The organism is Aeromonas sp. QDB39, from assembly GCF_027707585.1.
Taxonomy (GTDB): domain Bacteria; phylum Pseudomonadota; class Gammaproteobacteria; order Enterobacterales; family Aeromonadaceae; genus Aeromonas; species Aeromonas hydrophila.
Genome location: NZ_JAPCIV010000002.1, coordinates 32,644 through 58,256, shown reverse-complemented (window position 1 = coordinate 58,256; position 25,613 = coordinate 32,644). Strand labels below are relative to the sequence as shown.

Annotated in this window: 22 protein-coding genes and 1 pseudogene; 15 read left to right on the top strand and 8 right to left on the bottom strand. The window is 62.5% G+C overall.

Annotated elements, in window-relative coordinates; translation table 11 throughout:
* The first annotated feature begins 272 nt into the window (after window positions 1–272).
* A complete protein-coding gene (locus PG899_RS01445; protein ID WP_017410128.1) occupies window positions 273–443 on the top strand; it encodes a hypothetical protein in 171 nt (56 codons plus the stop codon).
* 30 nt (window positions 444–473) lie between these two features.
* Here the strand turns inward: PG899_RS01445 and PG899_RS01440 are convergent, their stop codons facing one another.
* Window positions 474–1,529 (bottom strand): PA0069 family radical SAM protein, encoded by a 1,056-nt coding sequence (locus PG899_RS01440; RefSeq protein ID WP_270696851.1) that lies wholly within the window; start codon window positions 1,527–1,529, stop codon window positions 474–476.
* A gap of 174 nt (window positions 1,530–1,703) precedes the next feature.
* Here PG899_RS01440 and PG899_RS01435 point away from each other — a divergent pair, with 174 nt between their 5' ends.
* The 14 genes and pseudogenes from PG899_RS01435 (at window position 1,704) to PG899_RS01370 (ending at window position 18,603) form a co-directional block, all read left to right on the top strand.
* Window positions 1,704–2,291 (top strand): tetratricopeptide repeat protein, encoded by a 588-nt coding sequence (locus tag PG899_RS01435; RefSeq protein ID WP_190284285.1) that lies wholly within the window; start codon window positions 1,704–1,706, stop codon window positions 2,289–2,291.
* 236 nt (window positions 2,292–2,527) lie between these two features.
* Complete coding sequence (gene thrS / locus PG899_RS01430; RefSeq protein WP_011706169.1) at window positions 2,528–4,456, top strand: threonine--tRNA ligase; 1,929 nt, start codon at window positions 2,528–2,530, stop codon at window positions 4,454–4,456.
* A gap of 3 nt (window positions 4,457–4,459) precedes the next feature.
* A complete protein-coding gene (infC, locus tag PG899_RS01425; RefSeq protein WP_026080374.1) occupies window positions 4,460–5,008 on the top strand; it encodes a translation initiation factor IF-3 in 549 nt (182 codons plus the stop codon).
* Between the two features lie 86 nt (window positions 5,009–5,094).
* Complete coding sequence (rpmI, locus tag PG899_RS01420; protein ID WP_005300673.1) at window positions 5,095–5,292, top strand: 50S ribosomal protein L35; 198 nt, start codon at window positions 5,095–5,097, stop codon at window positions 5,290–5,292.
* A 15-nt stretch (window positions 5,293–5,307) separates the two neighbouring features.
* On the top strand, window positions 5,308–5,664 hold the full coding sequence (rplT, locus tag PG899_RS01415) for a 50S ribosomal protein L20 (RefSeq protein ID WP_005300683.1): 357 nt from the start codon (window positions 5,308–5,310) through the stop codon (window positions 5,662–5,664).
* Window positions 5,665–5,980: 316 nt separating this feature from the next.
* Window positions 5,981–6,964 carry a phenylalanine--tRNA ligase subunit alpha gene (gene pheS, locus PG899_RS01410; RefSeq protein WP_011706167.1) on the top strand — a complete coding sequence of 328 codons (984 nt, stop codon included), beginning with the start codon at window positions 5,981–5,983 and terminating at the stop codon, window positions 6,962–6,964.
* 12 nt (window positions 6,965–6,976) lie between these two features.
* Window positions 6,977–9,364, top strand: coding sequence for a phenylalanine--tRNA ligase subunit beta (gene pheT / locus PG899_RS01405; RefSeq protein WP_190284286.1), 2,388 nt, complete (start codon window positions 6,977–6,979; stop codon window positions 9,362–9,364).
* Window positions 9,365–9,367: 3 nt separating this feature from the next.
* Window positions 9,368–9,664, top strand: a complete 297-nt coding sequence (gene ihfA / locus PG899_RS01400) for an integration host factor subunit alpha (RefSeq protein WP_005300715.1) — start codon at window positions 9,368–9,370, stop codon at window positions 9,662–9,664.
* Window positions 9,665–9,718: 54 nt separating this feature from the next.
* Window positions 9,719–13,678 (top strand): ATP-binding protein, encoded by a 3,960-nt coding sequence (locus PG899_RS01395; RefSeq protein ID WP_190284322.1) that lies wholly within the window; start codon window positions 9,719–9,721, stop codon window positions 13,676–13,678.
* 1 nt (window position 13,679) lies between these two features.
* Window positions 13,680–14,927, top strand: coding sequence for a response regulator (locus tag PG899_RS01390; protein ID WP_011706164.1), 1,248 nt, complete (start codon window positions 13,680–13,682; stop codon window positions 14,925–14,927).
* Between the two features lie 3 nt (window positions 14,928–14,930).
* Entirely contained in the window at window positions 14,931–15,530 is a 600-nt protein-coding gene (locus PG899_RS01385) for a GNAT family N-acetyltransferase (protein ID WP_077096256.1), read from the top strand.
* 69 nt (window positions 15,531–15,599) lie between these two features.
* Window positions 15,600–16,388, top strand: a pseudogene (gene cobB, locus PG899_RS01380) (Sir2 family NAD+-dependent deacetylase); the annotation flags it as partial.
* A gap of 89 nt (window positions 16,389–16,477) precedes the next feature.
* Window positions 16,478–16,954, top strand: coding sequence for a hypothetical protein (locus PG899_RS01375; protein ID WP_043119653.1), 477 nt, complete (start codon window positions 16,478–16,480; stop codon window positions 16,952–16,954).
* Window positions 16,954–18,603: a GGDEF domain-containing protein gene (locus tag PG899_RS01370; RefSeq protein WP_179101410.1), complete on the top strand. Its 1,650-nt coding sequence runs from the start codon at window positions 16,954–16,956 to the stop codon at window positions 18,601–18,603. The genes PG899_RS01375 and PG899_RS01370 overlap by 1 nt, the downstream gene beginning before the upstream one ends.
* Window positions 18,604–18,690: 87 nt before the next feature.
* On the opposite strand, the gene PG899_RS01365 is transcribed toward PG899_RS01370, so the two are convergent.
* From PG899_RS01365 to PG899_RS01335, 7 genes are all read right to left on the bottom strand, one after another.
* Entirely contained in the window at window positions 18,691–19,695 is a 1,005-nt protein-coding gene (locus tag PG899_RS01365; protein ID WP_077096253.1) for a substrate-binding domain-containing protein, read from the bottom strand.
* A complete protein-coding gene (rbsK, locus tag PG899_RS01360; RefSeq protein ID WP_077096252.1) occupies window positions 19,695–20,627 on the bottom strand; it encodes a ribokinase in 933 nt (310 codons plus the stop codon). Before rbsK ends, PG899_RS01365 begins: the two co-directional genes overlap by 1 nt.
* A 107-nt stretch (window positions 20,628–20,734) precedes the next feature.
* A complete protein-coding gene (rbsB, locus tag PG899_RS01355; RefSeq protein WP_010634030.1) occupies window positions 20,735–21,610 on the bottom strand; it encodes a ribose ABC transporter substrate-binding protein RbsB in 876 nt (291 codons plus the stop codon).
* Window positions 21,611–21,631: 21 nt separating this feature from the next.
* Complete coding sequence (rbsC, locus tag PG899_RS01350; protein WP_011706157.1) at window positions 21,632–22,597, bottom strand: ribose ABC transporter permease; 966 nt, start codon at window positions 22,595–22,597, stop codon at window positions 21,632–21,634.
* Window positions 22,594–24,111: a ribose ABC transporter ATP-binding protein RbsA gene (gene rbsA / locus PG899_RS01345; RefSeq protein WP_077096268.1), complete on the bottom strand. Its 1,518-nt coding sequence runs from the start codon at window positions 24,109–24,111 to the stop codon at window positions 22,594–22,596. The genes rbsC and rbsA overlap by 4 nt, the downstream gene beginning before the upstream one ends.
* 75 nt (window positions 24,112–24,186) lie before the next feature.
* Window positions 24,187–24,606, bottom strand: coding sequence for a D-ribose pyranase (gene rbsD, locus PG899_RS01340; protein ID WP_077096250.1), 420 nt, complete (start codon window positions 24,604–24,606; stop codon window positions 24,187–24,189).
* A 205-nt stretch (window positions 24,607–24,811) separates the two neighbouring features.
* A complete protein-coding gene (locus tag PG899_RS01335; RefSeq protein ID WP_077096249.1) occupies window positions 24,812–25,429 on the bottom strand; it encodes a glutathione S-transferase family protein in 618 nt (205 codons plus the stop codon).
* Window positions 25,430–25,613: the final 184 nt, after the last annotated feature.

Sequence of the window (25,613 nt, the reverse complement as noted above, 5' to 3'; positions counted from 1 at the left end):
TCATTGGCTCTCTTGTTGCTGGCGTCCCCCGTTATCCTCCTTCCTTCCTTCCTTCCTTCCTTCCTTCCTTCTCTTCCTTTTCCCTGTCCAGTCTTGCCTGTCATGGCAGGAAGAACGGGCACTACCCGCTTACCAGGGCTGCTCCCAAGGGAGCATGGCCTCGACACGGCTCCTTCATGTGAATGTCATCGCTCTGTCATGGCGGCCAGCCATGCTGCTCCCGTTGGAGATAAACCACCATAGACGCAGGTAACGCCTGCCAGGAGCATGTCATGACCAGCTGGGTAATGTGGGAGATCTGGTGGAGCCGGGTATGGGGCGAGGCAGAGATGGATGCCCGCGCAGGCGAACATGAACCTGAGGTGGCACACGAGCCAGCCCGTTTGCCCGCCGAGTTGATTGCCCGCAGCAGCAAGGCCAGTGCGTCGCGACCAAGGGGCTGAGGCTTTGCCCGTGGCGGGCTTGACGGGCGCCTAGAACAGCCGCAACTGCTCGCCTTGGCGGATGAAGGCATCCTGGCGCAGCTGAAAGTGGCGCTTGCCGAGCCCGAGCCGCTTGGCGATCAACCGAAAGCGCTGGGCCAGCAGATCGGCAAACTGGCCCTCTCCCCGCATCCGGCTGCCGAAGGCGGGACTGTTGAGGGCGCCGTCCCGGCTGGCCCGTAGCTGGTTGAGGATCGCCTCCTTCTGGCCGGGATAGTGCTCATCAAGCCAGTCACTGAACAGCGGTGCCAGCTCGTGGGGCAGTCGCAACAGGATATAGTCGGCGCAATGGGCTCCGGCCTCGGCAGCGCCTTTGATGATCTGCTCGAGCTCGGGCTCGTTGAGCCGCGGGATCATGGGCGCCGCCAGCACACCGACCGGCACGCCGGCGCCGGCCAGTTTCTCCACCACCTTGAGCCGGCCGGCCCCGGTGCTGGCTCTTGGCTCCAGCTGTCGCCGCAACGTCTCATTCAAGGTGGTGACCGACACCATCACCTGGCAGAGTCCCTTGCTGGCCAGTTCCGTCAGCAGGTCGAGGTCGCGCAATATCATGGCGCTCTTGGTGATGATCCCGACCGGATGGCGGTGGGCCAGCATCACCTCGAGCAGCTGGCGGGTGAGGCGATAGTGGTGTTCGATGGGTTGATAGGGGTCGGTATTGGCTCCCAGCACAATGGTCTGCGGCTGATAGGCGGGTCTGGCAAACTCCCGGCGCAGCAGCTCGGCGGCATTGAGTTTGGCGAACAAGCGGGTCTCGAAGTCGAGGCCGGGGGAGAGTTCGAGATAGGCGTGGCTCGGTCTGGCGTAGCAATAAATGCAGCCGTGCTCGCAGCCTTGATAGGGGTTGATGGAGCGGCTGAAAGGGACGTCGGGAGAGCTGTTGTAACTGATGATGCTGCGGGCGCTGATCTCCGTCACCTCGGTGCGGGGGTCGCTGGCGGCAAATGCCGCTTCCCACTCGGGTTGGGACCAGCCGTCGTCGACCGTTTCGACCCGCTGGCCGCTGAAGCGGTGATCAACATTGTGGGAACTGCCTCGACCAGCCATCGCATTGTACCAATACTGTTTATATATACAGTTATCATGCTGACCTCCATTGCCGAATGCAAGCCCTGCCGAGCCAGCCGGCCATAAAAAGCATGTCAAAGGGATCTCTTGCTTGATCGCGGCGCTACATTTCGTTTACATAGACGAAATGCGAACTGGATCACGGAAATCATCATGGCACCCATCACCTCCCGCTGGCTCTTCATCGCTGTCATTGCGCTGGTTATCTGGCGTCTGATCCCGCTCTCCACCGAGCAGGAGCTGGCCTCGGCCAATCGCGCCTGGCGCACCGGTCACTTCGATGAGGCGACCCGGATCTGGTCGCCGCTGGCCGAGCAGGGCCAGCCACGGGCCCAGGCGCTGATGGGCTGGAGCCATGAAGTGGGGCAGGGGAGCGAGCAGGATATCAGCCGGGCCATCACGCTCTATCGTCAGGCGGCGCAGGCGGGGGATGCCTTCGGCCAATACCGGCTCGGGGAGGTGTACCTGCGGGGGGCCGGGGTGAAGCGGGATCTGCGCGAGGCGTTTCACTGGATGGAGCTGGCAGCCAAGAACGGCGATGTGCCCGCCATGTTGAAGGTGGGCGTGCTGCATCTGATGGGGGTCCGCGGGCGGGTCGATCTGCCCCGTGCCAAGGAGTGGCTCTATCAGGCCGCCAAGCAGGGCAATCAGCTGGCGCTCAAGGTGCTGCAGGAGCTGGAACTGGCGCAGGAGGGGAGCTCCACGTTCGACTTCAACTGGCAGTCCCTGCTGGGGGAATAGCTGCCAAGCACTTCATCTGACTGTAGAAAATCTCAGCAAACCCGATACAGCCCCGCCTACTTCTGGTAGCATGGTCCGGTTTTTGGTTTGTCTTGCGACGTTGAACGGGTTGTTTGCATCGCGGGGCGCCTTCGCAAAGTGCTGTGGAGAGCCAGAACATAACCCATTTTTGAATGAATCTTTCCATCCCGCATGTGCCCTTTGGTAGGGGGCACCACTGTATAAGGAAACACACAATGCCAATCATTACTCTGCCTGATGGCAGCCAACGTCAGTTTGCCCACGCCGTTTCCGTCATGGATGTGGCCGCGGACATCGGTCCCGGTCTCGCCAAGGCGTGCATTGCCGGTCGGGTAAACGGTGAACTGGTGGATGCCTGCGAGCTGATCGAAGCCGATGCCTCCCTGGCCATCATCACCGCCAAAGACGAAGAAGGTCTGGACATACTGCGCCACTCCTGTGCTCACCTGCTGGGTCATGCCATCAAGCAACTCTGGCCCCAGACCAAGATGGCCATCGGTCCCGTCATCGACAACGGTTTCTACTACGACATCGATCTCGATCGCACCCTGACCGACGAAGATCTGGCGGCGCTGGAAGAGCGCATGCTGGCGCTGGCCGCCAAGGATTACGACGTCATCAAGAAGAAGGTCTCCTGGCAGGAAGCACGCGACGTGTTCGAAGCCCGTGGCGAGACCTACAAGGTCGAAATTCTGGATCAGAACATTGCCCGTGATGACCAGCCCGGTCTGTATCATCATGAAGAGTACATCGACATGTGTCGCGGCCCGCACGTGCCCAACATGCGTCACTGCCACCACTTCAAGTTGCAGAAGATGTCCGGCGCCTACTGGCGCGGCGACTCCAACAACAAGATGCTGCAGCGCATCTACGGCACCGCCTGGGCCGACAAGAAGCAGCTCAAGTCTTACCTGCAGCGCCTGGAAGAGGCCGCCAAACGCGACCACCGCAAGATCGGCAAGCAGCTCGACCTGTACCACATGCAGGAAGAAGCGCCCGGCATGGTGTTCTGGCACAACGATGGCTGGACCATCTTCCGTGAGCTGGAAACCTTCATCCGCGGCAAGCTCAAAGAGTACGACTATCAGGAGGTGAAAGGCCCCTTCATGATGGATCGCGTGCTGTGGGAGCGTTCGGGTCACTGGGAGAAATACGCCCAGGCCATGTTCACCACCCAGTCCGAGAACCGCGAGTACGCCATCAAGCCGATGAACTGCCCAGGTCACGTGCAGATCTTCAATCAGGGTCTGAAATCCTACCGCGATCTGCCGCTGCGCATGGCCGAGTTTGGCTCCTGCCACCGCAACGAGCCGTCCGGCTCCCTGCACGGCCTGATGCGGGTACGTGGTTTTACCCAGGATGATGCGCACATCTTCTGTACCGAAGAGCAGATCATGGAAGAGGTGTCGGCCTGTATCCGCATGGTCTACGACGTCTATGGCACCTTCGGCTTCGAGAATATCGTGGTCAAGCTCTCCACTCGTCCGGAACAGCGTATCGGCTCCGATGAAGCCTGGGATCGCGCCGAGGCTGCGCTGGCCGAAGCCCTGGTGCTGAACGGTCTGAAGTATGATCTGCAGCCGGGTGAGGGGGCCTTCTACGGTCCCAAGATCGAATTTACCCTGCACGATTGCCTTGATCGTGCGTGGCAATGTGGTACCGTGCAGCTCGATTTTGCCCTGCCGGGCCGTCTGGGCGCCACCTACGTGGGTGAAGACAACGAACGTCATGTTCCCGTGATGATCCACCGCGCCATTCTGGGCTCGCTGGAGCGTTTCATCGGGATCCTGACTGAAGAGTACGCCGGACTGTTCCCGACCTGGCTGGCACCGACCCAAGCCGTGGTCATGAATATCACCGACAATCAGGCCGATTATGCAGTGAAAGTAGCCAAAGCATTGAATGATGCGGGCCTTCGCGCAAAAGCGGACTTGAGAAATGAGAAGATTGGCTTTAAAATCCGCGAGCATACTTTGAAGCGAGTACCCTTCATGCTGGTCTGCGGCGATAAAGAAGTAGAAGCCGGCAAGATTGCAGTGCGTACTCGTAAAGGGGCTGACCTGGGCACTTATCCTGTTGAAGAGCTGATTGCTCTGTTGACCCAGGAAGTTCAGACCCGCGGACAAAAGAAAGTGGAGGAATAAGCTATAAAAGGCGGAAAAAAACTGGGCAAGCAACCGCAAGCCCGCGCTCACCGGATCAACGAAGAGATCCGTCTGAAAGAAGTTCGTCTGACTGGTCTGGATGGTGAAGCCATTGGCATCACCTCCATCCAGGATGCCTTGAACTTGGCCCTTGAGGCCGGAGTGGATCTGGTCGAGATCAGTCCGAACGCTGAGCCGCCCGTTTGCCGGATCATGGATTACGGCAAATTCCTCTACGAAAAGAGCAAGACCACCAAAGAACAGAAGAAAAAGCAGAAAGTCGTCCAGGTCAAGGAAATCAAATTCCGTCCTGGCACCGACGAAGGCGACTATCAGGTAAAACTACGCAACCTGGTTCGCTTTCTGGAAGACGGGGACAAGGCAAAGGTCACCCTGCGCTTCCGTGGTCGTGAAATGGCCCACCAGGAACTTGGTATCAAGGTTCTGGAGCGCGTCAAGAACGATCTGGAAGAGCTGGCCGTAGTCGAATCGTTCCCGAAAGTCGAAGGCCGTCAAGCTGTGATGGTCCTCGCACCTAAGAAGAAATCTTAAGGCCCACAAGAAATTGACTCATGGGGCCAGCCCCATGAGTCGGTTCGCCTTGCGATTTTGTTGTCACTCACAATGCGGAGTATGAAATGCCGAAGATGAAAACCAACCGGGGCGCCGCAAAGCGCTTCAAGAAGACTGGCTCAGGTCGCTTCAAGTGCAAGCACAACCACCTGCGTCACATCCTGACCAAGAAGAGCAGTAAGCGTAAGCGTCAGCTGGGACCGAAGTTCTTTGTTTCCGCTGCCGACCACAAACGTGTTGTCGCTTGTCTGCCGTACGCATAAGGGGGGATGTGAAAAATGCCAAGAGTTAAACGTGGTGTGACCGCTCGCGCTCGTCACAAGAAAGTAATGAAAGCCGCCAAGGGTTACTACGGCGCCCGTTCCCGTGTCTACCGCGTAGCGGTACAAGCGGTAACCAAAGCTGGTCAGTATGCCTACCGTGACCGTCGCCAGAAAAAGCGTCAGTTCCGTCAACTGTGGATTGCTCGTATCAACGCGGCAGCCCGTCAGAACGGTCTGTCCTACAGCCGTCTGATCAACGGTCTGAAGAAGGCTTCCATCGAGATCGATCGCAAGATCCTGTCCGATATCGCCGTTCACGACAAGCTGGCTTTCACCGCCCTGGTTGAAAAGGCCAAAGCAGCTCTGGTCTAATCCGGTTCTGTTATAAATGCTAAAAGGAGGCTCAGGCCTCCTTTTTTGTTGTCTGTCATTTGTCGTTTGCAGGCAGTGATGACTTTACCATCATGATAGCCATACATATGGCTCCATATGCCATCAAACTAACATTGTGTAGCCAATCACGAAGAAGAAGCCGGTCCGGCTCGAAGCCCTACTTGATAACAAAATGATTTCTAGGGAGAAAAGGGCACCTTAACTATGGTCAGTGAAGGGGCTTTTTTTGTATTATTCCCCTCTTGACCTTATTTAGCCTAAAGGCTCCTGTACCGGGAGTGGTGACGAGGAAGACATGCAACAGCTTGAAGAAGTAGTCGGCCAAGCCAGGGCCGAAATTGAGGGCGTAAGCGACATCGCCGCCCTTGACGAAATCCGGGTCAAATATCTGGGTAAAAAGGGCTTTTTTACCGAGCAGATGAAGGGCCTGGGCGCCCTGTCCGCTGAAGAGCGTCCCGCCGCGGGCGCCGTGATCAACCAGGCCAAACAGCAGGTTCAGGATGCCCTGAACGAGCGTCGTGAAGCCCTCGAAATCGCCGTGCTGAACCAGAAGCTGGCCGCCGAGACCATCGACGTCAGCCTGCCGGGCCGCCGCATCGAGAATGGCGGTCTGCACCCGGTGACCCGCACCATCGAGCGCATCGAACGCCTGTTTGGCGAGATGGGCTTCAAGGTTGCCCGTGGTCCCGAGATTGAAGATGGCTTCCACAACTTCGATGCGCTGAACATCCCGGCTCACCACCCGGCGCGTACCGATCACGATACCTTCTACTTCAATCCTGATCTGATGCTGCGTACCCACACCTCCGGTGTGCAGATCCGCACCATGGAACATCAGCAGCCGCCGATCCGCATCATCGCGCCGGGCCGCGTCTATCGTAACGACTACGACATGACCCACACTCCGATGTTCCACCAGGTCGAAGGCCTGCTGGTCGACGAGCATGCCAGCTTCACCGAGCTGAAAGGGATCCTGCACGACTTCCTGCGCAACTACTTCGAGGAAGATCTGACCATTCGCTTCCGTCCCTCCTACTTCCCGTTCACCGAGCCGAGCGCCGAAGTGGATGTGATGGGCAAGAACGGCAAGTGGCTGGAAGTGCTGGGCTGCGGCATGGTGCACCCGAACGTGCTGCGTTCGGTCGGCATCGATCCGGAAAAATATTCCGGCTTTGCCTTCGGCATGGGCGTTGAACGCCTGACCATGCTGCGTTACGGGGTCAACGACCTGCGTGCCTTCTTCGAAAACGACCTGCGCTTCCTCAAGCAGTTCAAGTAAGGGCGAGAGAACATGAAATTCAGTAAATCCTGGGTGATGGAGTGGGTCCGCACCGAGTTGAGTGACAACGCACTGGCCGAGCAGATCACCATGGCCGGTCTGGAAGTGGACGCCGTGGAAGCGGTGGCCGGCCAGTTCAACAACGTGGTGGTAGGTGAAGTGGTCGAGTGCGCCCAGCACCCGGATGCCGACAAGCTGCGGGTGACCAAGGTCAACGTAGGCGAGGCCGAGCTGCTTGACATCGTCTGCGGCGCGCCGAACTGCCGTCAGGGCTTGAAAGTGTGTGTGGCCAAAGTAGGGGCGACCCTGCCGGGTGATTTCACCATCAAGAAAGCCAAGCTGCGCGGCCAGCCGTCTCACGGCATGCTCTGCTCTTTCAGCGAGCTGGGTATCGACGTTGAAGCCGATGGCATCATCGAGCTGCCGCTGGATGCGCCCATCGGGACCGATATCCGCGAGTACCTCGCACTCAATGACGTGAGTATCGATGTGGATCTGACCCCGAACCGTGCCGATTGCCTCGGCATCGCGGGCCTGGCCCGTGAAATCGGCGTGCTCAACAGCGTCGACGTGGTCGAGCCGACCTGGACGCCGGCTGTTGCCACTATCGATGCCACCTTCCCGATCCGGGTTGAAGCGCCTGCCGATTGCCCCCGTTATCTGGGTCGTGTCATCAAGGGGCTGAACCTGCAGGCCCAGAGCCCGCTCTGGATGCAAGAGAAGCTGCGTCGTGGCGGTATTCGTTCCATCGACGCCATCGTCGACATCACCAACTATCTGCTGCTGGAATACGGCCAGCCGATGCACGCCTTCGATCTGGCGACGCTTGAAGGGGAACTGGTGGTGCGCCGCGCTCACGCTGACGAGCCCATGACCCTGCTCGACGGCAACGAGGTGAAGCTCAAAGAGACTACTCTGGTGATTGCCGATGCCAAAGGTCCTGCCTGCATGGCCGGTATCTTCGGTGGCTATCGCACCGGTGTCTCCGAGACCACTACCGACATCCTGCTGGAGTGCGCCTTCTTCGCACCGCTCTCCATCACTGGCCGTGCCCGTGCCTACGGTCTGCACACCGATTCTTCCCACCGCTTCGAGCGCGGGGTGGATCCGCAGCTGCAGGCCAAGGTGATGGACAGAGCCACCCGCCTGCTGCTGGATATCTGCGGCGGCGAAGCGGGTCCGGTCATCGAGGTTAAATCCGATGCTCATCTGCCGAAAGCGGCCCCCATCAAGCTGCGCCGCACCAAGCTCGACAAAGTGATCGGCATCAGCGTGGCGGATGCGCAGGTGGTCGAGATCCTGACTCGCCTTGGCATGCAGGTCACTGTGGATGCTGACGGTTGGACCGCGCTGGCACCCTCCTGGCGTTTCGATATCGCCATCGAGGAAGACCTCATCGAGGAAGTGGCCCGCATCTACGGCTACAACAACATCCCGAACCTCAAACCCGCTGCCTCTCTGGCGATGGTGGAGCAGGCAGAAGGGCAGGTGACCTTGAAGCGCGTGCGCGACCTGCTGGTTGATCGCGGTTTCCAGGAAGCGATCACCTACAGCTTCGTTGATCCCAAGACCCAGCAAACCCTGTTCCCGCAGAGCGATGCTATCGTGCTGCCGAACCCGATTTCGGTCGAGATGTCCGCCATGCGTGTCTCTCTGTTCCCGGGTCTGGTGCAAGCCGTGGTTTACAACCAGAACCGTCAGCAGCCGCGGGTGCGTCTGTTCGAGCAGGGTCTGCGCTTCATCAAGGACGAGAATGCTGAGAACGGCATCCGTCAGGAGCCGATGCTGGCCGGTATCATCACTGGCAACCAGAGCGACGAGCACTGGGACATCAAAACCCGTGCAGCCGACTTCTTTGATTTGAAAGGGGATCTGGAAGCGGTGCTGGACTTGACCGCCGAAGGTGCCACCTTTACCTTCGAGCGTGCCGAGCACAGTGCCCTGCACCCGGGTCAGAGCGCCGCCATTCTGCGCAATGGCGTGGTGATTGGTCACATTGGCGTGATCCACCCGAGCCTCGAGAAGAAGCTGGGTCTGAAGAGCCGCGCCGTCATGTTCGAGCTGGAGCTGGACAAGCTGACCCCGGCCAAGGTGCCGGTTGCTGCCGAGGTTTCCAAGTTCCCTGCCAACCGTCGTGACATCGCCGTGGTGGTTGATCGTCATGTCCTGGCCGGTGATGTCCTCGCAGTAATTAAAAAAGTTGGCGGAAATCAGGTAGTTGGAATAAACTTGTTTGACGTATACCAGGGTGCTGGCATGGCAGAGGACAAGAAGAGCCTGGCCATCAGTCTTGTTCTGCAAGACACCCAGCGCACTCTGGAGGAGAAAGAGATTGCCGAGACCGTAGACAATGTCGTGCGGGCCCTTGGTGAAGAGTTGAATGCATCCTTGAGGGATTGATCTATGGCGCTTACCAAAGCCGACATTGCAGAGCACCTGTTCACCCAGCTCGGGATGAGCAAGCGTGAAGCCAAAGATATGGTGGAAGCCTTCTTTGAAGAGATCAGACAAGCGCTTGAGCGTGGTGAACAAGTCAAGATTTCAGGCTTCGGTAACTTTGATCTTCGTGAGAAGAACCAGCGTCCTGGACGTAACCCGAAAACCGGCGAAGATATTCCTATCAGCGCCCGGCGGGTGGTCACCTTCCGCCCTGGTCAGAAGCTCAAGGCCAGGGTCGAAAATGTTGAGCCCAACGAGTGACAAAAAGCCAGGCAGCCGCCTGGCTTTTATTTTTTCATGAGAAAAACCAGCCTATTGCTAGGCCTGCTGCTGGCTGCGCCACTGCAGGCGATGGATCTCCCTCTCTCCACGGCGGCCAAGGCGTATGCCGATGCCACCAAGTCGCTGACCATCTGTTATCCGGCGCTGATCCGGCCGCCTTATCTCGAGGAATCGGGAGGCTTGCTGATCGATCAGATGGAGCGGTTGGCAGAGCAGCTTCCTTTTCCGCTCCTGCACGAGAAGCTGCCCAACTGGTCAGCGGTGCAGCGTGGCTTGCAGGAGGGGCGCTGCGATCTCATTCCCAATGTCGGCCCTTCGTTGCAGGCCCTGCCGGGCATGGCACTCAGTCGTGCCATGCTGGAGGCCGAATCCGCCATCCTCTATCGCGGTGATCTGGAGCGGGCGACCTTCCTGGTGTCCCCCATCTGGCAGGCAAACGAGGTGCTCAAAGCGCTTTATCCCCGCTCAACCCAGTTGCCCCTGACCGAGGCGGACAACTGGTACGCGGCGCTGGCGGCGGGCAAGGGGACCGCCTATCTCGGTGACTACCTGCAACTGCGCTACCTGATGCGCGAATACCCGGATCAGGGGCTGCGGCTGCGTCGGCTGCGCAGCGATGAACTGGTGGTGAGCTACCGGCTGATGATGCGCGACCAGCCGGAACTGCGCGAGCTCATCGATACCGCCATCCGTTATCTGCCGCCCGGTGCCCTTTATAAGGATCTGGACCGTTATCTGGCACAGGGGGAGCAGGACATCAACCCGCTTCACTTCACCGACAAGGAACAGGCCTGGCTGGTCGGCACCTCCCGTGCCATCAAGCTGGTCGTCAACCCGGATTTCATGCCCTACAGCGGTCTCGACGAGCAGGGGGAACTCAAGGGGTGGAACGCCGACGTACTGCGGCAGGTGAGTCAGCAGACCGGCCTCAACTTTCATGTGATCCCGACCGCCAACAAGGAAGAGGCGCTGGCGAAGCTGCGCAGCGGTGAGGCAGACATGATGGCCGGCCTGCTGGAAACGCCGGCGCTGACCGATGCCTTCGACTTCACCCGCATCATGGCGCTCAATCGCTATGCCCTGGTCAGTCGCAAGGCGAAGTCGTTCGACACGCTGGCGGCGGTGAAGGGCGACATAGTGGTGCCCGCCACCCTCTATGACGAAGGGATGTTGGCCCGGCTGGGTGGCGAACATCATTGGCGCAAAAGCGACACCCTGGCGCAGGGGCTTGCGGCGGTGCAAAGCGGCGAGGCCGACGCCATGCTGGCCGAGCTCTACCAGCTGCAATACCCGCTTCGCAACAACCAGCTGGACGGACTGGATATCAGGGAGCTACCTCAACGCTTCGGGCTGGGGTTTGCCATCAGCCACCATAGCCCGCGACTCGCCGGGGTGATGGAGCAGAGTCTGATGGCCTTCACCAGCAGGCAGAACGACGATCTCAATCAGCGTTGGCGCCGGCTGGTGCTGACCCAGCAAGCCGGGGTCAGCTACGGGATCTGGCTGGGGTCGGTGTCGTTGGCGCTGTTGATCAGTGCCGGCGTCATCTGGCTGATCTGGCGCTCCCGCCAGCAGCTGGCCCGGGAAGTGAGCCAGCGTCAGGAGATGGAGCAGACCCTGGCGCTGGAGAGCCAGTTCAGGGAGTCCCTATTCCAGGCGCTGCCGGTGCCGGTGTTTCTGCGGGACAACCAGGGCGAGATCATCAAGCGCAACAAGCAGGCCAAACGGCTGGAGGCGCGCTACCTGGCCGAGCTGCACCTGCCGCAGGCCCAGTTGCAGGGGGGCGAGGGGGAGATGGCCCTGGGCGATCAGGTCTACTCCTATGCCCAGATCCCGCTTCAGCTTGGCAAGCAGTCGCCGGCGGGGGATCTCATCGCGCTCTCCAACATTAGTGCCCTGCGCGAGCGCACCCGCTTGCTGCGCCAGGCCGAGCGCCGCCTGCGGGCATTGACCAATACGGTGCCCGGGGTGGTGATCCAGTTCCTGTTGCAGCGGGAAGGCATCGCCCAGGTAGAGTTCATCAGCCGTGGCAGCTACGAGCTGCTGGGGCTGGCCAGCCAGCAGATCCGCCGCAATCCCGGTCAGGCGCTGGGCCGGCTGGATCAGCAGGACAGGCGCAAGATGCAGATCCCCATGCTGGAGATGCTGCAGGCCGGTCAGCCTTTTTCCTACGCGCTGCGCTATGAGCACCCGGGCAAGGGCACCCGCTGGCTGCAGTTCTACGGCCGGGGGCGCAGCCAGTCCGAGCAGGGCTGGCGGGTGTACGGGGTGGTGCAGGATGTGACGACCCGGGTCGAGCAGGAGCAGGCGCTGCAGGCCTCCCACGAGCGGGCCGAGCAGGCGGTGCTGGCCAAGGGGCGTTTTCTCGCGGCGGTGAGCCACGAAATTCGTACCCCCATGAACGCCATTCTGGGGTTGCTGGAGTGGCTCAGCCACACCTCCCTCAATGCCGAGCAGCGCTCGGCACTGGCCCACGTCCGCCAGGCGGGGGACGAGCTGCTGGGCCTGCTCAACGACGTGCTGGATTTCAGCCGCAACGAGAACCGACAGTTGGCGCTCTCGCTGCAGCCCACTGATCTGGTGGATTTGTGCGAGCACGTGGCGGCCGTGCACTGGTCCAAAGCCCGCTCCAAGCGTCTGCAACTGCGGCTGGATCTCGATCATCGACTGCCCGCCCAGGTGGAGCTGGATCCGCACCGGGTGCAGCAGGTGCTGCACAACCTGCTGGCCAATGCCATCAAGTTCAGCTCCCGTGGCGAGGTGGTGCTGTGGGCCCGCCGCGCTGGCTCTCAGCTGTTGTGCGGAGTGGATGACGAGGGGCCCGGCATCAGTGCCGAGCTGCTGCCGCGGCTGTTCCTGCCCTTTGAGCAGGGCGGGGAGGCGGGTCAGCCGCGGGCCCAGGGCACCGGGCTCGGACTTGCCATCTGTCGCCAGCTGATGGAGCAGATGGGTGGCGAGATCCGGGTCGAGCCGCGGCCGACCGGCGGCAGCCGTTTCCTCTGTGCGCTGCCCCTGGTGTTGCTGCAGGAGATGCCGCGCTGGCGACCAAGGGTGGCCAGCGTGCATGTGCAACTCGGCGGGGCCGAGCGGGACTATCTGCTGCCCTGGCTGGGCGAACTGGATTTGCAGGACGATCCGGCCGGCCCGGTATTGAGCGTCCGGCTGGATGAGCAGGGGCTGCGTTACTGGGACTGGCAGAGGGAACCCTGGGTGCCGGGCTCGGTGGTGAGTCTGATGCAGCCAAGGCTGGTGCCCTCTAGCCAGGGCATGATCACGCTGCCGGGGCAGGGGATGCGGGTGCTGCTGGTCGAAGATCACGAGGTGAACCGGGTGTTGATCAGCATGCAGCTGACCCAGCTGGGGGCCCGGGTGATCAGCGCCGCCAACGGCCAGCTGGCGCTCGACATCCTGCAGCATGAGACGGTCGATCTGGTGTTGACCGATCTGCAGATGCCGGTGATGGACGGCGCCGAGCTCTGCCGCCAACTGCGCGACTCGCCGCGCTGGCAGCATCTGCCCACCTACGTCATCACCGCCGATCTCAGCGAGCAGGCGGCGGCGCAGCTGGCCAGCTGTGGTTGTCGCGGGCATCTGGACAAACCGCTGCTGCTCAAAGACTTGGCCAATCTGCTGCGCAGCCTGGGCGAGCCGGACCAGGCACTGGCACCCGAGCCGCCCCCTCAAAGCGACGTATCGGCAGAAGGGGAGGTCTGGGCAGCGCGGGAGGTGTCGCTGCTGGCGCCGGAGCTTATCCCCCTCTATCTGGATGCGACCGGGCAGGATCTGGCCGACATTGAGCGCTGTGTCACACAAGGGGATGAGATGGCGCTTGAAGCCGCTTTACACAAGATGAAGGGGGCCGCCAAAATGGTGGGAGCCACCCCGCTTGTTCAGGTGATCGAGCAGTGGAAACGGGATCCACGGCAACCCCTGCTACCCCCGCTGCGGCAAGCTCTGGATGAGGTGTGCCGGCGACTACGTGAGAGGCTCTGACATGATCATCACAGATGAAGAGTTACTGGCGTTGCTGAACTCGGAAGAGACGGACGAGCGCCTGTTCCACCCCGTGACCATCTACGCTCTGGACGGGGTCGCCTATCGGACGGCAAAGGCCGTCGAGCTACCCGAGTTCGCCACCTTGCGCCGTACCCGCCCCGATGCCTGCTGGCAGTGGGAAGGGCTGTTTGCCGCCGGTGCCATCGCCCTGTTCGATCCCGACTCCCACGTGGGGGCTGACTATCTGCCGCAGCTGACGGCGCAGGCCGAGGGTGTCTATCGCCTCACCGACGACTGGCTGGCGGGGGTCAATGGCCGCTACCTGGCGTGGCAGGAGTGGCTGGCCCAGACCCAGGTGCTGCTGCTGGAGGATCACCCGTTTCAGGGGGCCCACATCCAGCAGGAGATCAAGGGGCTGGGGGTGCCCTGTCAGTGGGTGCAGGATGGCAACGCCTGCATCAAGGCGCTGGCCGGCGGCGAGGTCAAGCTGCTGGTGAGCGATCTCAGTCTGGTGGAGCAGGATGCCATCAGCCTGCTGATGAGCCAGCCCCAATACCAGCACAGTGGCTTGCCCATCGTGCTGCTCTCGGCCCACGATCAGACCTTGATCGACGGCGCCCGCCGCCTGCTGCACGATGCCGGTTTCAACGTGCTGGCCGCCCTGGCCAAGCCGCTGCTGGCAGATGATCTGCTGCGGCTGCTCAAGACGCTCTATCTGGGGCCGCAGCGTCAGCGCCGGTTGAGCGGCCTGCGCCGCACCATCCGCACCTGGCAGGGGGAAGAAAAAGGGCTGCTCGGGCTCTTGTCCGATCCTCCGTCGCCCTTGCCCATCTGGCTGGCAGTGACCGGCTTGCCACCGCGCTGGGAGCGGGTACGCGAGTGGCTGGTCCAGCAGGGCCGGGAGCCCGGCGAGCTCACCCTGCTTATCCACCGGCGCGACCACCTGTTGAGCCAGGCGGAGCGTTTTGCCCTGGTGTTGCAGGCCAGTCTGGCGGGGGCCAAGCTGGCACTGCTGCTGGATAACGATCAGCACATTCCGTTCGATTTGCTGGAGCGGATGCCGCTGCAGCACCTGCTGCTGGGACAGAGTCTGTTGCCCGGGTTGGAAGCCATGACCCCGGACTCCCTGCTGGGGCGCTTCATCAACCGGGCCAGGGAGCTCGGGATCGCCCTCTATCTGGACGATCCCTTCAACCTGCTGGACAGCAATCTGTGGCGCGATCAGGGCGTGGCGGGGCGCTGGTAGACAGTGGCCCGCTACCTCTGCTGGCCACCGGACGAGGCCCGGCTGCGGCGCGCCCTGGCCGGCTGGTTGCATCCTCATTCGCGGGCAGCCCTGCCGCTGATGATGGAGGTGGGGGGCATTCCCTGCCGCTTGCAGGAGTTGGCGGGGGCCGATCCCGAGCGGATCAGGGCCGCCTATGGCGAGCTCAGCGAACAGAGCGTCTACCTGCGTTTCATGCGCGCCAAGCAGCTCCCGAGTGACGAGCAGCTCGCCTTCTTCCTCGATTACCCCAAGGAGCAGCAGATTGGGCTGCTGCTGACCGACGGTCAGGGGCGACCACTGGCCCAGGCCCAGTCCATCCGGCGGCGGCTGCACCCGGATCGGGCCGAGTTTTCCTGTATCGTCGCCGATCACTTCCAGCACAGGGGGGCAGGGCGGCGCATCCTGCTGGCGCTGGCTTTGCTGGCGCGCGCCGAAGGCATTCGCGAGTGGACGGCAGAGGTGCTGCCCCAGAATCGCCCCATGCTGGCGCTGCTGCGCGGGCTGGGCTTGCCGCTCACCCTGGTGACGGGACGGGAGCTGGTGTTCGTGCGACTCGATCTGAGCGTGCTCGACACCCTGTAACCGCGTCATAAGACCAAGGGCGAATAGGCCGGTTTTTCACCCTGTGCTAAGGTCAGCCAGAGAAGTAGCCAGAGGGAGTCAGTCATGGTGCAGTCAGCGAAACACATCGTCATTCTTACCGGTGCCGGGATCTCGGCCGAGTCGGGCATCAAGACCTTTCGCGCCTGTGACGGTCTGTGGGAAGAACACAGGGTCGAAGACGTGGCGACGCCGGAGGGCTACGCACGGGATCCCGCTCTGGTGCAGGGCTTTTACAACTCCCGCCGCCACCAGCTGCAGCAACCCCACATCCACCCCAATCCGGCCCACTATGCGCTGGCCAGGCTCGAGCGCCTGCTGCCGGGCTGCGTCACCCTGGTGACCCAGAACATCGACAACCTGCACGAGAGCGCCGGCAGCAAGAACCTCATTCACATGCACGGGGAGCTGCTCAAGGCGCGCTGCCCGGGCTCGGGCCAGGTGATCGAGTGGCGTGGCGATCTGCAGCAGGAGGAGCTGTGCACCTGCTGCCAGTTTCCCCAGCCGCTGCGCCCGCACGTGGTCTGGTTCGGCGAGATGCCGCTCGGGCTGGATCGCATCTACAGCGTGCTGGCCCAGTGTGATCTGTTCATCTCCATCGGCACCTCGGGCGCTGTCTATCCGGCGGCCGGTTTCGTGCACGAGGCGGGATTGAACGGGGCCCACACCATCGAGCTCAATCTCGAACCGAGCGAAGTGGGCAGCCAGTTTGACGAGAAGCGCTACGGTCCGGCCTCGTTGCTGGTGCCGGCCTACGTGGATGAGCTGCTGCAAAGCTGCGGCGTCCACCAGCCGGCGCAGATCGAGGGCCACAACTGGATGGAGATGCGCGGTCCCTGAGCTATTGTGCGACTGGACAGTTGCAATGAACCGGTGAAATCGCCACACTGGCAGCCACAAAAAATGGGACGCAGTTGGCGCAAATTACCATGACCGCAGTAAAGCAATGGATCGCTTTTTTTCTCCTGATGCTGGCCAGTGCCGGCGCATCGGCCTCGATCCCCCTGATGACCCTGGTGCTGCCAGGCGGCCAGCAAGTGACCCTCGATGAGGCGGCCCTGTCCGCCCTGCCGCAGACCGAATTCACCACCACCACCCCCTGGACCCAGGGCGCCCACCACTATCGCGGGCCGACCCTGGCGGCCGTGCTGGCGGCGCAAGGGATCCTGGATGCCCGCAAGATCGCCGTCTCGGCCCTCAACGGCTATCAGCAGGTGGTGGATCTGGCCCTGTTCGACGGCGTGCCGCTGACCCTGGTGCGCCAGGAGGACGGCAAACCGCTGACCCGGCGCAACAAGGGCCCGCTCTGGCTGCTCATTCCGTTCACCACCTATCCCAAGCTGGACGTGCCCGCCATCCACAATTGCATGGTGTGGCAGGTGACCCGCATCGAGATCGTCGATTGATGGGGCTATCCCGCCACAAACTGCTGTTGGTTGCGGTGTCGCTGCTGTTTCTGCTCTCCTCGGGCAGCAGCCTCTATCTGCAGCATCGCCAGGAGCAGCTGGTCGATACCTTCTACCGCAATATCCACTGGAACATCAGCCAGGTGATGCTGGAATCCCAGCGTTTCCTCTACGATCTGCAGCTCTACCGAGCCGGCCGGCTGGGGATGGAGACCCTGAGCCTGGATTACGATCTGCTGTGGAACCGGCTCGATATCTTCCTCATCAGCAGCGAAACCGCCGAGGCGCGCCAGCGGCACGGGCTCGGCAAGGCGCTGGCCGGACTGTTCGAGCAGATCAAGCAGCTCGAACCCCAGATGGAGGCCGGTGCGCTGCGCGAGGGGGCCGAGCTTGCTCGCTTGCAGGAGGCGATCGCCAGCCAGACCCGCCTCATCGAGCAGATAGGGGATCAGATCCTCTCCGGCCAGGAGCGGGAGCGTTCGGTCAGCCAGATCCGCAGCAGCCTGTTCTGGTTGCAGATCTGGCAACTGATCCTGTTGCTGACCGGCGGCGCCCTGGTGGCCGCCCTCATTCGTGCCAATCTGGCAAATCGCCGGCTCGCCCTGCTGGATCCCCTGACCCGGCTTGGCAACCGCCGTGCCCTGCAGGAGCAGCTCTCCCGCGCCCTGCATGCCGGCGAGGCGAGCGCCCTGGTGGTGCTCGATCTCAAGCGCTTCAAGCAGGTCAATGATCTGCTCGGCTATCAGGTCGGTGATCGGCTGTTGCAGACGGTGGCCGACAAGCTGCAGCAGGCCCACGGTGGCCACGCCTACCGGCTCGGTGGCGACGAGTTCGCGGTGGTGTTGACCAGCGCGGATGGCGCGCTGGAAACCCGCATTCATGAGCTGGTGAGCCTGCTCCATTTCGAGTTCGTGACCCGGGAGTGCAGCTTCGATCTGGCCTGTCGGCTCGGGGTGGCCAAGGCGCAGCAGCAAGATGCCGGCCGGCTGCTGGATCAGGCCATCCTGGCCCTCAATCAGGCCAAACGCAGCCAGGAGGGGGACATCTGCTGGTTCGAACCTGCCATGCTGCAGCAACTGCAGTTGAGCCAGCATCAGCTTCATCAGCTGCGCGACTGGCTGGCCGGGCGTGAGCCTGCACCGCTGCGAGTGGCGTTGCAGGGGCTGACGGACGGGCAGGGCAACGACCTGTGGCAAATGACGCTCTACTGGCGTGAGCAGGGGGCGCCCTGCCAGATGCGCTGGCTGCAGGAGTGCGGCGTGCTGGGGCCCGTGCTGGCCCGGCTGCTGCAAGCGCACGAGGCGCAGCATGTCGATGGGCGGGCGTTGTTGCTCCCGCTCGACAACCAGGCCCAGCTGGCCCATGTCGTGGCCTATCTGCCGGGTGCATCCCGCACGCCGCGGGTGCTGCTGGTGCCAACGCTGTTGCCGGATGCTGCCTTGCTGGCGGGGTTGCGGCAGCAGGGTTGCACCCTGGCGCTCAGAGACATTGGCAGCGCCACCCCAGCGCAGCTGGCGGCCGGCTGGCCTGTCCGTTACTGGCTGCCAGATGACGCGGAGCACAGCGAGTTGTTGCAGCCGCTGGCCCGGCGACTGGGGCTGGTTCAGTTGCAGGTGCTGGCGGGCAGTGAGGCAAGGCAGCTGGCCTGAGCACAAAGAGCGGTATTGAACCGGCCAGAGACAAAACGCAGCAAGGCGACCCCAGGGTCGCCTTGCTGCGTTTAATGCCCGTGAATGTCAGGGGCGGGGGGCGCAAGAATCCCTGATCACCAGGTCTGGGTCGACGGTGATCAGATGATCCGCCACCGCCTCGCCATTGATGCGCGCCAGCAGCCGGGTGACGGCGAGGCGGCCCAGCTCCTCTTTCGGCTGATTGACGGTGGTGAGCGGCGGCGACATGAATTCAGCCAGCGCCACGTTGTCATAGCCGACGATGGAGAGATCGCGCGGGATCACCAGCCCCGCCTGATGAGCGGCGCTGATGGCCCCCATCGCCATCATGTCGTTGCAAACGAACAGCGCGGTGGGGCGCTCGGGCAGCGCCAGCAGGCGGGTCATCGCCTGGTGGCCGCTGGCGCAGTCGAAGTCACCCTCCTGGACCCACTGTGGGTTGACAGTTAGCCCGGCCTCCTGCATCGCCTGCTCAAATCCTGCCTGACGCTGGTTGGCGGGAGCGCGGCTGTGGGGGCCGGTGATGCAGCCGATGGCGGTGTGACCGAGTCCCAGCAGGTGGCGGGTCGCCAGGTAGCCGCCGCGATGGGAGTTGTCGGCGATGAGGTCCACGTCGGCACTCTCCATCCCCCAGTCCATCACTACAACAGGAAGACTCTTGAGCCAGTCGAGCTGGTTGAACACCTCTTGCTGGCCTTCGCTACACATGATCAGCAGGCCATCGACCCGCTTGCGCAGCATCATCTTGAGGTAGGAGAGCGCCGTCTCGGCTTGGCCCTCGGTGTTGCCCAGCATCAGGTTGTAGCCCTGCTCGAAGCAGTAACGCTCCACCCCGCGCACCACCTCGGCAAAGAAGGGGTTGCTGGAGGTGGTGACCAGCATGCCGATACTGTTGGTCTCCTTCACCTTGAGGCTGCGGGCCACCAGGCTCGGGGCATAGTTGAGATCACGCATGGCGGCGAAGACCCGCTCGCGGGTCTCCTCGGCGACGAAACGGGTCTCGTTGATGACGTGGGAGACGGTGGTGGTCGACACCCCCGCCAGCGCCGCCACCTCCTTGATATTGGCCATCAGTGCCCCTGCGCAGTCTGCTCAAGCAGGAAGGCGTCGACCTCCTGCTTGCTCGGGATGGAGCTTTGGGCACCAAACCGGGTGACGGAGAGCGCGGCGGCGCCGTGGGCAAAGCGCACGGCAGCGTCAAAGTCGGCGCCGGCGAGCTCGGCCGCCAGCAGGGCGCCGTTGAAGGTATCGCCGGCCGCCGTGGTGTCCACCGCCTTGACCCGAAAACCCGGGATGAGCGCTTGTTGCTGCCCCTTGCTGCAATAGACTCCTTGCGAGCCCAGGGTAATCATCACCTCTCCGATGCCCATCTGGTGGAAGCGGGCGGCCGCCTCGGCTGCGCTCGCCTCGTCGGTGACCTTGATGCCGGTCAGCAGCTCTGCTTCGGTCTGGTTGGGGGTGATGAGGTCGACCAGTGCCAGCAGTTCGCTTGAGAGCGGGCGAGCGGGGGCGGGGTTGAGCACCACCCGGGTGCCGTGGGCACGGGCCAGGCGGGCGGCTTCCTGCACGCTCTCCAGCGGCACTTCCAGCTGCAGCAGCAGGGTGTGGGCGGCGGCGATCATCGCTTCATGGCCTTTCACCACGGATGGGGTGAGGGCGCCGTTGGCTTCAGCGGAGATGCCGATGCTGTTCTCCCCCTCATCGCTCACATAGATGATGGCGATGCCGGTCGGGAGCTTGGGGTCGAGCTCGACGGCGCTCACGTCGATGCCGTCTTTGGCAAAGCCGGTTTTCATCTGGTGGCCGATGGCGTCATCGCCGATGCGGGCGATAAAGGAGACCTCAGCACCTAGCCGAGCGGCGGCCACCGCCTGGTTGGCGCCCTTGCCACCGGGCACCACTTGATAGCTGTGGCCGGTCAGGGTTTCACCCGGGCGAGGAAAGTGGGGAACGCGCAGCACGTGGTCTGCATTGACACTGCCCAGAACGACGAGACGATTCATGTTGAGTACTCCTGATGCATCTTGGCATGGACACGAAAGCCGGATCCAGGCCGGGAGGCACCGTAAACCTTGAGTGAAAAGGGGGAGGTGAACCTCCCCCCGTCAACTTACTTGCTGACCACTTGCAGCGGAACCGGGATGGATTTTTCCACCGGCTGGCCCTTGAGCACCTTGTCGGCGGTTTCCACGCCGATGGCGCCGATCAGCGCGGGCTGCTGGGCCACGGTGGCGGCCAGTTTACCCTTGGCTACGGCGGCCTTGCCATCGTCGGTGCCGTCGAAGCCGACGATCATCACCTCTTTGCCGGCGGCCTGCACGGCGCGGATGGCACCCAGAGCCATCTCGTCGTTCTGAGCGAACACCGCCTGTACGCTCGGGTGAGCGGCCAGCAGGTTCTCCATGACGTTCAGACCCTTGGTGCGGTCAAAGTCGGCGGGCTGGGAGGCCAGCACTTCCAGCTTGTTGGCGGCCACGGCCAGGGCAAAGCCTTCGCCACGGTCACGGGCGGCGGAGGTACCGGCGATCCCTTCCAGCTGGATCACCTTGGCACCGGCACCCAGCTTCTGGGTGATGAAATCGCCGGCCAGTTTGCCGCCCGCCACGTTGTCGGAGGCGATGTGGGCCTTGACGTCACCCTGCGCCGCGCCGCGGTCCAGGGTCAGCACCGGGATGTTGGCCTTGTTGGCCAGCCGGATGGCGTTGCCCACCGCTTCGGAATCGGTCGGGTTGATCAGGATGGCGTTGACCTTGCGCACGGTGAGATCTTCCATGTTGGAGAGCTCCTTGGCCGGGTCATTCTGGGAGTCCAGCACCACCAGCTCGTAGCCAAGCTCCTTGGCCTTGGCTTCGGCCCCTTCCTTCATGGTGACGAAGAAGGGGTTGTTGAGGGTGGAGACCACCATGGCCAGGGTGTGATCGGCGGCCTGGGCGGTGCCCAGCACGGACATGATGGCGGCAGCGAGCAGGGTATTGAGCTTTTTCATCATTTCATTCCTTGTGTGTGCTTACTTGCTTTTGTTATCGATCATCACGGCGAGCAAAATCACGCTGGCCTTGGCGATCATCTGGTAATAGGACGATACGTCGAGCAGGTTGAGGGCATTGTTGAGGAAGCCGATGATCAAGGCACCGATCAGGGTGCCCATGATGCGACCCTTGCCCCCCATCAGGCTGGTGCCACCCAGCACCACGGCGGCGATGGCATCCAGCTCGTAACCCATGCCGGCGGTCGGCTGGGCGGAGGAGAGGCGGGAAGTGACGATGAGCCCGGCCAGTGCCGACAGCATGCCGCACAGACCATACACCGCGAGCTTCACCCGGTCCACATTGATGCCGGAGAGGCGGGTGGCCGATTCGTTGCCGCCGAGGGCATAGATGTAGCGACCCAGGCGAGTGTGGTTGAGCATGAACCAGGCCAGCAGGAAGACGATGGCCATCAGCCAGATGGGCACCGGCAGACCGAACAGGTAACCGGTACCCAGCCAGGCGAAGTGATCAGCGCCGTCACTGAAACCGGTGGAGATGGGACGCCCCTCGGTATAGACCATGGTGACGCCGCGCAGAGCGGTCATGGTGACCAGGGTGGCGATGAAGGCCTGCACCTTGCCCTTGGCAATGATGAGGCCGCTGATGCCGCCAAGCAGGGCACCGGCCCCCAGGGTGAGGGGGATCACCAGGGCGATGGGCAGCTCCATGGCGACCATGGTGGCGGCCAGGGCGCCGCACAGGGCCAGTACCGAGCCGACCGACAGATCGATGCCGGCGGTGAGGATGACCAGCGTCATGCCGACCGCCATGATGGCGTTGACCGAGGTCTGGCGCAGGATGTTGAGCAGGTTGTCGGCGGTGAAGAAGTTGGGGCTGAGGAAGGAGACCACGCCGATCAGCACCAGCAGCGCGACCAGGGATTTGTTCTCGATCCACCAGGCCTTGCTCATGACGCCGCGGCGGGAAAGGGTTTGGGTTGTCATTGTGCTGCCTCTTGCTCTGCTTGCCACTGTTTACCGACTGCCGCTGCCATCAGCTTCTCCTGATTGGCATCGCGGGTGTTGAATTCTGCGCTGATGCGCCCTTCGTGCATCACCATGATGCGATCACTCATGCCGAGCACTTCCGGCATTTCGGAGGAGACCAGGATGATGCTCATCCCCTCCTTCTTGAACTGGTTGATGAGCTGGTAGATCTCCTTCTTGGCGCCGACATCGACGCCGCGGGTCGGCTCGTCCAGGATCAGCACCTTGGGCCTTGTCAGCAGCCCCTTGGCGATGGCCACCTTCTGCTGGTTGCCGCCGGAGAGGAGCTTGATCAGCTGATCCTGACTCGGGGTCTTGATGTTGAACAGGCGCACATAGTCGCCCACCGCCTGGCGCTCGGCCTGGCCGTCAATCTTGCCGTGGCTGATGAACTCGCCAAGGGCGCACAGGCTCATGTTCTCGCGCACCGACAGCTCCAGCACCAGGCCGTCGCCCTTGCGATCCTCGGAGATGTAGGCGATGCCGGCGGCCAGGCCATCGGCCGGGCTCTTGGGGGCCAGTGCATGGCCATCCACGGTAATGTCACCGGCGCTGATGGGGCTGGCACCGTAGATGAGCTTCATCAGCTCGGTACGGCCGGAGCCCATCAGGCCGCTGAAGCCCAGAATTTCACCCTGACGCAGGGAGAAGCTCACCCCGCGCACGCCGGGACCGGCCAGCTCCTTGACCTGCAGGCTGACCGGGCCAAGCTCGCGGGCGAGGCGGGGGTACTGCTCTTCCAGCCGGCGACCCACCATCATCTCGATGATCCTGTCTTCGTCTAGCTCGCTCACCGCCTGCTCGCCGATCCACTTGCCATCGCGCAGCACGGTGACCCGATCGCAGATTTCGAAGATCTCCTTCAAGCGATGGGAGATGTAGACGATGCCGCAGCCCTGCTCACGCAGCTCGCGGATGACCACGAACAGCTGCTCGGTCTCGGTGTCGGTGAGGGCATCGGTGGGCTCGTCCATGATGATGACGCTGGCATCGAACGACAGCGCCTTGGCGATCTCCACCATCTGCTGTTCGCCGATGGAGAGATCCCCGAGCCGGGTATCCGGGCCGTGCTTGACGCCAAGCCGTGCCAGCAGGGTGCTTGCCCGTTCGCGCAACTGTTTGTGGTCGATGCTGCCAAAACGGGTACGAGGTTCGCGGCCGAGGAAGATGTTGGCGGCAATCGACAGCTCAGGCAGCAGGTTCAGCTCCTGGTGGATGATGCTGATCCCCTGATCCTGGGAGTCGCGGGGGCCCTTGAAGTGAACCGGCTGGCCGCGATAGCTGATGCTGCCCGCATCGGCCTGGTAGATGCCGGTCAGCACCTTCATCAGGGTCGACTTGCCGGCGCCGTTTTCGCCGAGCAGGGCCATCACCTGACCCGGATAGACCTTGAGGCCCGCCTCATCGAGGGCACGCACCCCGGGGAAGGTCTTGACGATCCCGGAAAGCGCTAGAATGGGCGAGGGGAGCATATTGGCGTTCCCGGAGAGCCCGGCAGGGGACGGGGGGAGCATATTGGCGTTGCTCATAGCTGCTTCCTTGGGAATTTAAAACGCCACGCCGGCGCAGAGAATGAGGTTGGCGTAGGGGGTCACCTCGCCGCTGCGCACGATGGCCTTGCTCTGGTGGGAGCGAGCCTTGAACGCTTCGTGCAGGCAGTACTCGATGGTGATGGGCTTGCCCTGGGCGGCGGCGTGCGCCTCCAGCTGATCCACCAGCGCCTGATGGGCGGCGGGGCTGATCTGCTTGATCTCGCTTGCCATGATCACCTTCTCCACCACCAGGTCGGTGAGCAGGGCGGTCAGCACGCTTTCAAGGCTCGGCGTCCCCGCCATCAGCGCCAGATCGATGCGCTCCGGGCCCGCCGGGATAGGCAGGCCCGCATCGCAGACGGTGATCTCGTCGGTGTGACCCATCCGTGCCACCAGGGCACTCAGGGGAGCATTGAGCAGTACGCCCCGTTTCATACAGCACCTCGGCAGGCTATGCCTGCGTATCTGATGTTAGCTAGGCAACCGGTTACGCAATCGGTTGCGTCATGAGGTGGAAGATAGGCGCTCAGGCGGTTTTGATCCACCAAGAGATGGCAGAAATGTGAAAACGATCTCAATGGCGAGGGGGAAGCGGGGAAAAACAGGTGCCAGAAGAGCACTGGCACCCGCAACGAGAGGACTAGAGGGCGAGCCCTTGTTGCACGCCGGGACGTGCCAGCATGCGCCGATAGTGGTCCGCCACCTTGGGAAATTCGCTGATGGCCACCCCGTCGCCCTCGAGCCAGCTCGCCACCACGAACAGGTAGATGTCGGCCAGGCTGAACTGCTCCCCCAGCACCCAGGGGCCGGCCAGATAATGGCGTTCAATCTCGGCGAAGCCCTCGCGCATGTTGTGCGGCACCTTGGCCTGCATGGCGGCAATGGCCTGCGGGTCATCGGCCCAACGACTGCCGCGCCGGCCGTGGGCATGGGCGACGTGCAAGGTGGCGGCGAGAAAGCCGTGTACCTCCTGCATGCGGGCCAGCAGAAAGGGGTCGTCCAGCGGCGCCAGCCCGGCATCGGGAAAACGCTGCGCCACATAGAGCAGCAAGGCCGGGGTTTCGGTGAGCACGCCGCGCTCGGTCACCAGAGCCGGCACTCGGCCTTTGGGGTTGATGGCAAGATAGGCAGGGGAGCGCTGCTCGCCGGCCGCCAGATCCAGCTGCTTGATCCGGTGAGGGGCACCGGCTTCGGTGAGGGCGATACGCACGGCCATGGCGCAGGTACCGGGCGCAAGATAGAGGGTCAAATCAGACATGAACATCTCCTTGTGAAGTGCGTGCCCCCTGTGTTCCCGTGTGGGTCGGGGCGCGCAAAAAAAATCCGCACTGTCGCCTGGCATCCTACGCTCCTGATTGGTGTCGGCCAAGGAGGGGATCTTGGCCTGGACTATGGGGGCTGATGAAATCAAAGGCTTTTTGAGCGCAGCCGCGCGGGAAAAA

Bases quoted from the DNA above. Each gene is read 5' to 3' on its own strand.
- PG899_RS01445 (WP_017410128.1), top strand. From the start codon at position 273: ATGACCAGCTGGGTAATGTGGGAGATCTGGTGGAGCCGGGTATGGGGC.
- PG899_RS01440 (WP_270696851.1), bottom strand. From the start codon at position 1,529: ATGGCTGGTCGAGGCAGTTCCCACAATGTTGATCACCGCTTCAGCGGC.
- PG899_RS01435 (WP_190284285.1), top strand. From the start codon at position 1,704: ATGGCACCCATCACCTCCCGCTGGCTCTTCATCGCTGTCATTGCGCTG.
- thrS (WP_011706169.1), top strand. From the start codon at position 2,528: ATGCCAATCATTACTCTGCCTGATGGCAGCCAACGTCAGTTTGCCCAC.
- rpmI (WP_005300673.1), top strand. From the start codon at position 5,095: ATGCCGAAGATGAAAACCAACCGGGGCGCCGCAAAGCGCTTCAAGAAG.
- rplT (WP_005300683.1), top strand. From the start codon at position 5,308: ATGCCAAGAGTTAAACGTGGTGTGACCGCTCGCGCTCGTCACAAGAAA.
- pheS (WP_011706167.1), top strand. From the start codon at position 5,981: ATGCAACAGCTTGAAGAAGTAGTCGGCCAAGCCAGGGCCGAAATTGAG.
- pheT (WP_190284286.1), top strand. From the start codon at position 6,977: ATGAAATTCAGTAAATCCTGGGTGATGGAGTGGGTCCGCACCGAGTTG.
- ihfA (WP_005300715.1), top strand. From the start codon at position 9,368: ATGGCGCTTACCAAAGCCGACATTGCAGAGCACCTGTTCACCCAGCTC.
- PG899_RS01390 (WP_011706164.1), top strand. From the start codon at position 13,680: ATGATCATCACAGATGAAGAGTTACTGGCGTTGCTGAACTCGGAAGAG.
- PG899_RS01375 (WP_043119653.1), top strand. From the start codon at position 16,478: ATGACCGCAGTAAAGCAATGGATCGCTTTTTTTCTCCTGATGCTGGCC.
- PG899_RS01370 (WP_179101410.1), top strand. From the start codon at position 16,954: ATGGGGCTATCCCGCCACAAACTGCTGTTGGTTGCGGTGTCGCTGCTG.
- PG899_RS01365 (WP_077096253.1), bottom strand. From the start codon at position 19,695: ATGGCCAATATCAAGGAGGTGGCGGCGCTGGCGGGGGTGTCGACCACC.
- rbsK (WP_077096252.1), bottom strand. From the start codon at position 20,627: ATGAATCGTCTCGTCGTTCTGGGCAGTGTCAATGCAGACCACGTGCTG.
- rbsB (WP_010634030.1), bottom strand. From the start codon at position 21,610: ATGAAAAAGCTCAATACCCTGCTCGCTGCCGCCATCATGTCCGTGCTG.
- rbsC (WP_011706157.1), bottom strand. From the start codon at position 22,597: ATGACAACCCAAACCCTTTCCCGCCGCGGCGTCATGAGCAAGGCCTGG.
- rbsA (WP_077096268.1), bottom strand. From the start codon at position 24,111: ATGCTCCCCTCGCCCATTCTAGCGCTTTCCGGGATCGTCAAGACCTTC.
- rbsD (WP_077096250.1), bottom strand. From the start codon at position 24,606: ATGAAACGGGGCGTACTGCTCAATGCTCCCCTGAGTGCCCTGGTGGCA.
- PG899_RS01335 (WP_077096249.1), bottom strand. From the start codon at position 25,429: ATGTCTGATTTGACCCTCTATCTTGCGCCCGGTACCTGCGCCATGGCC.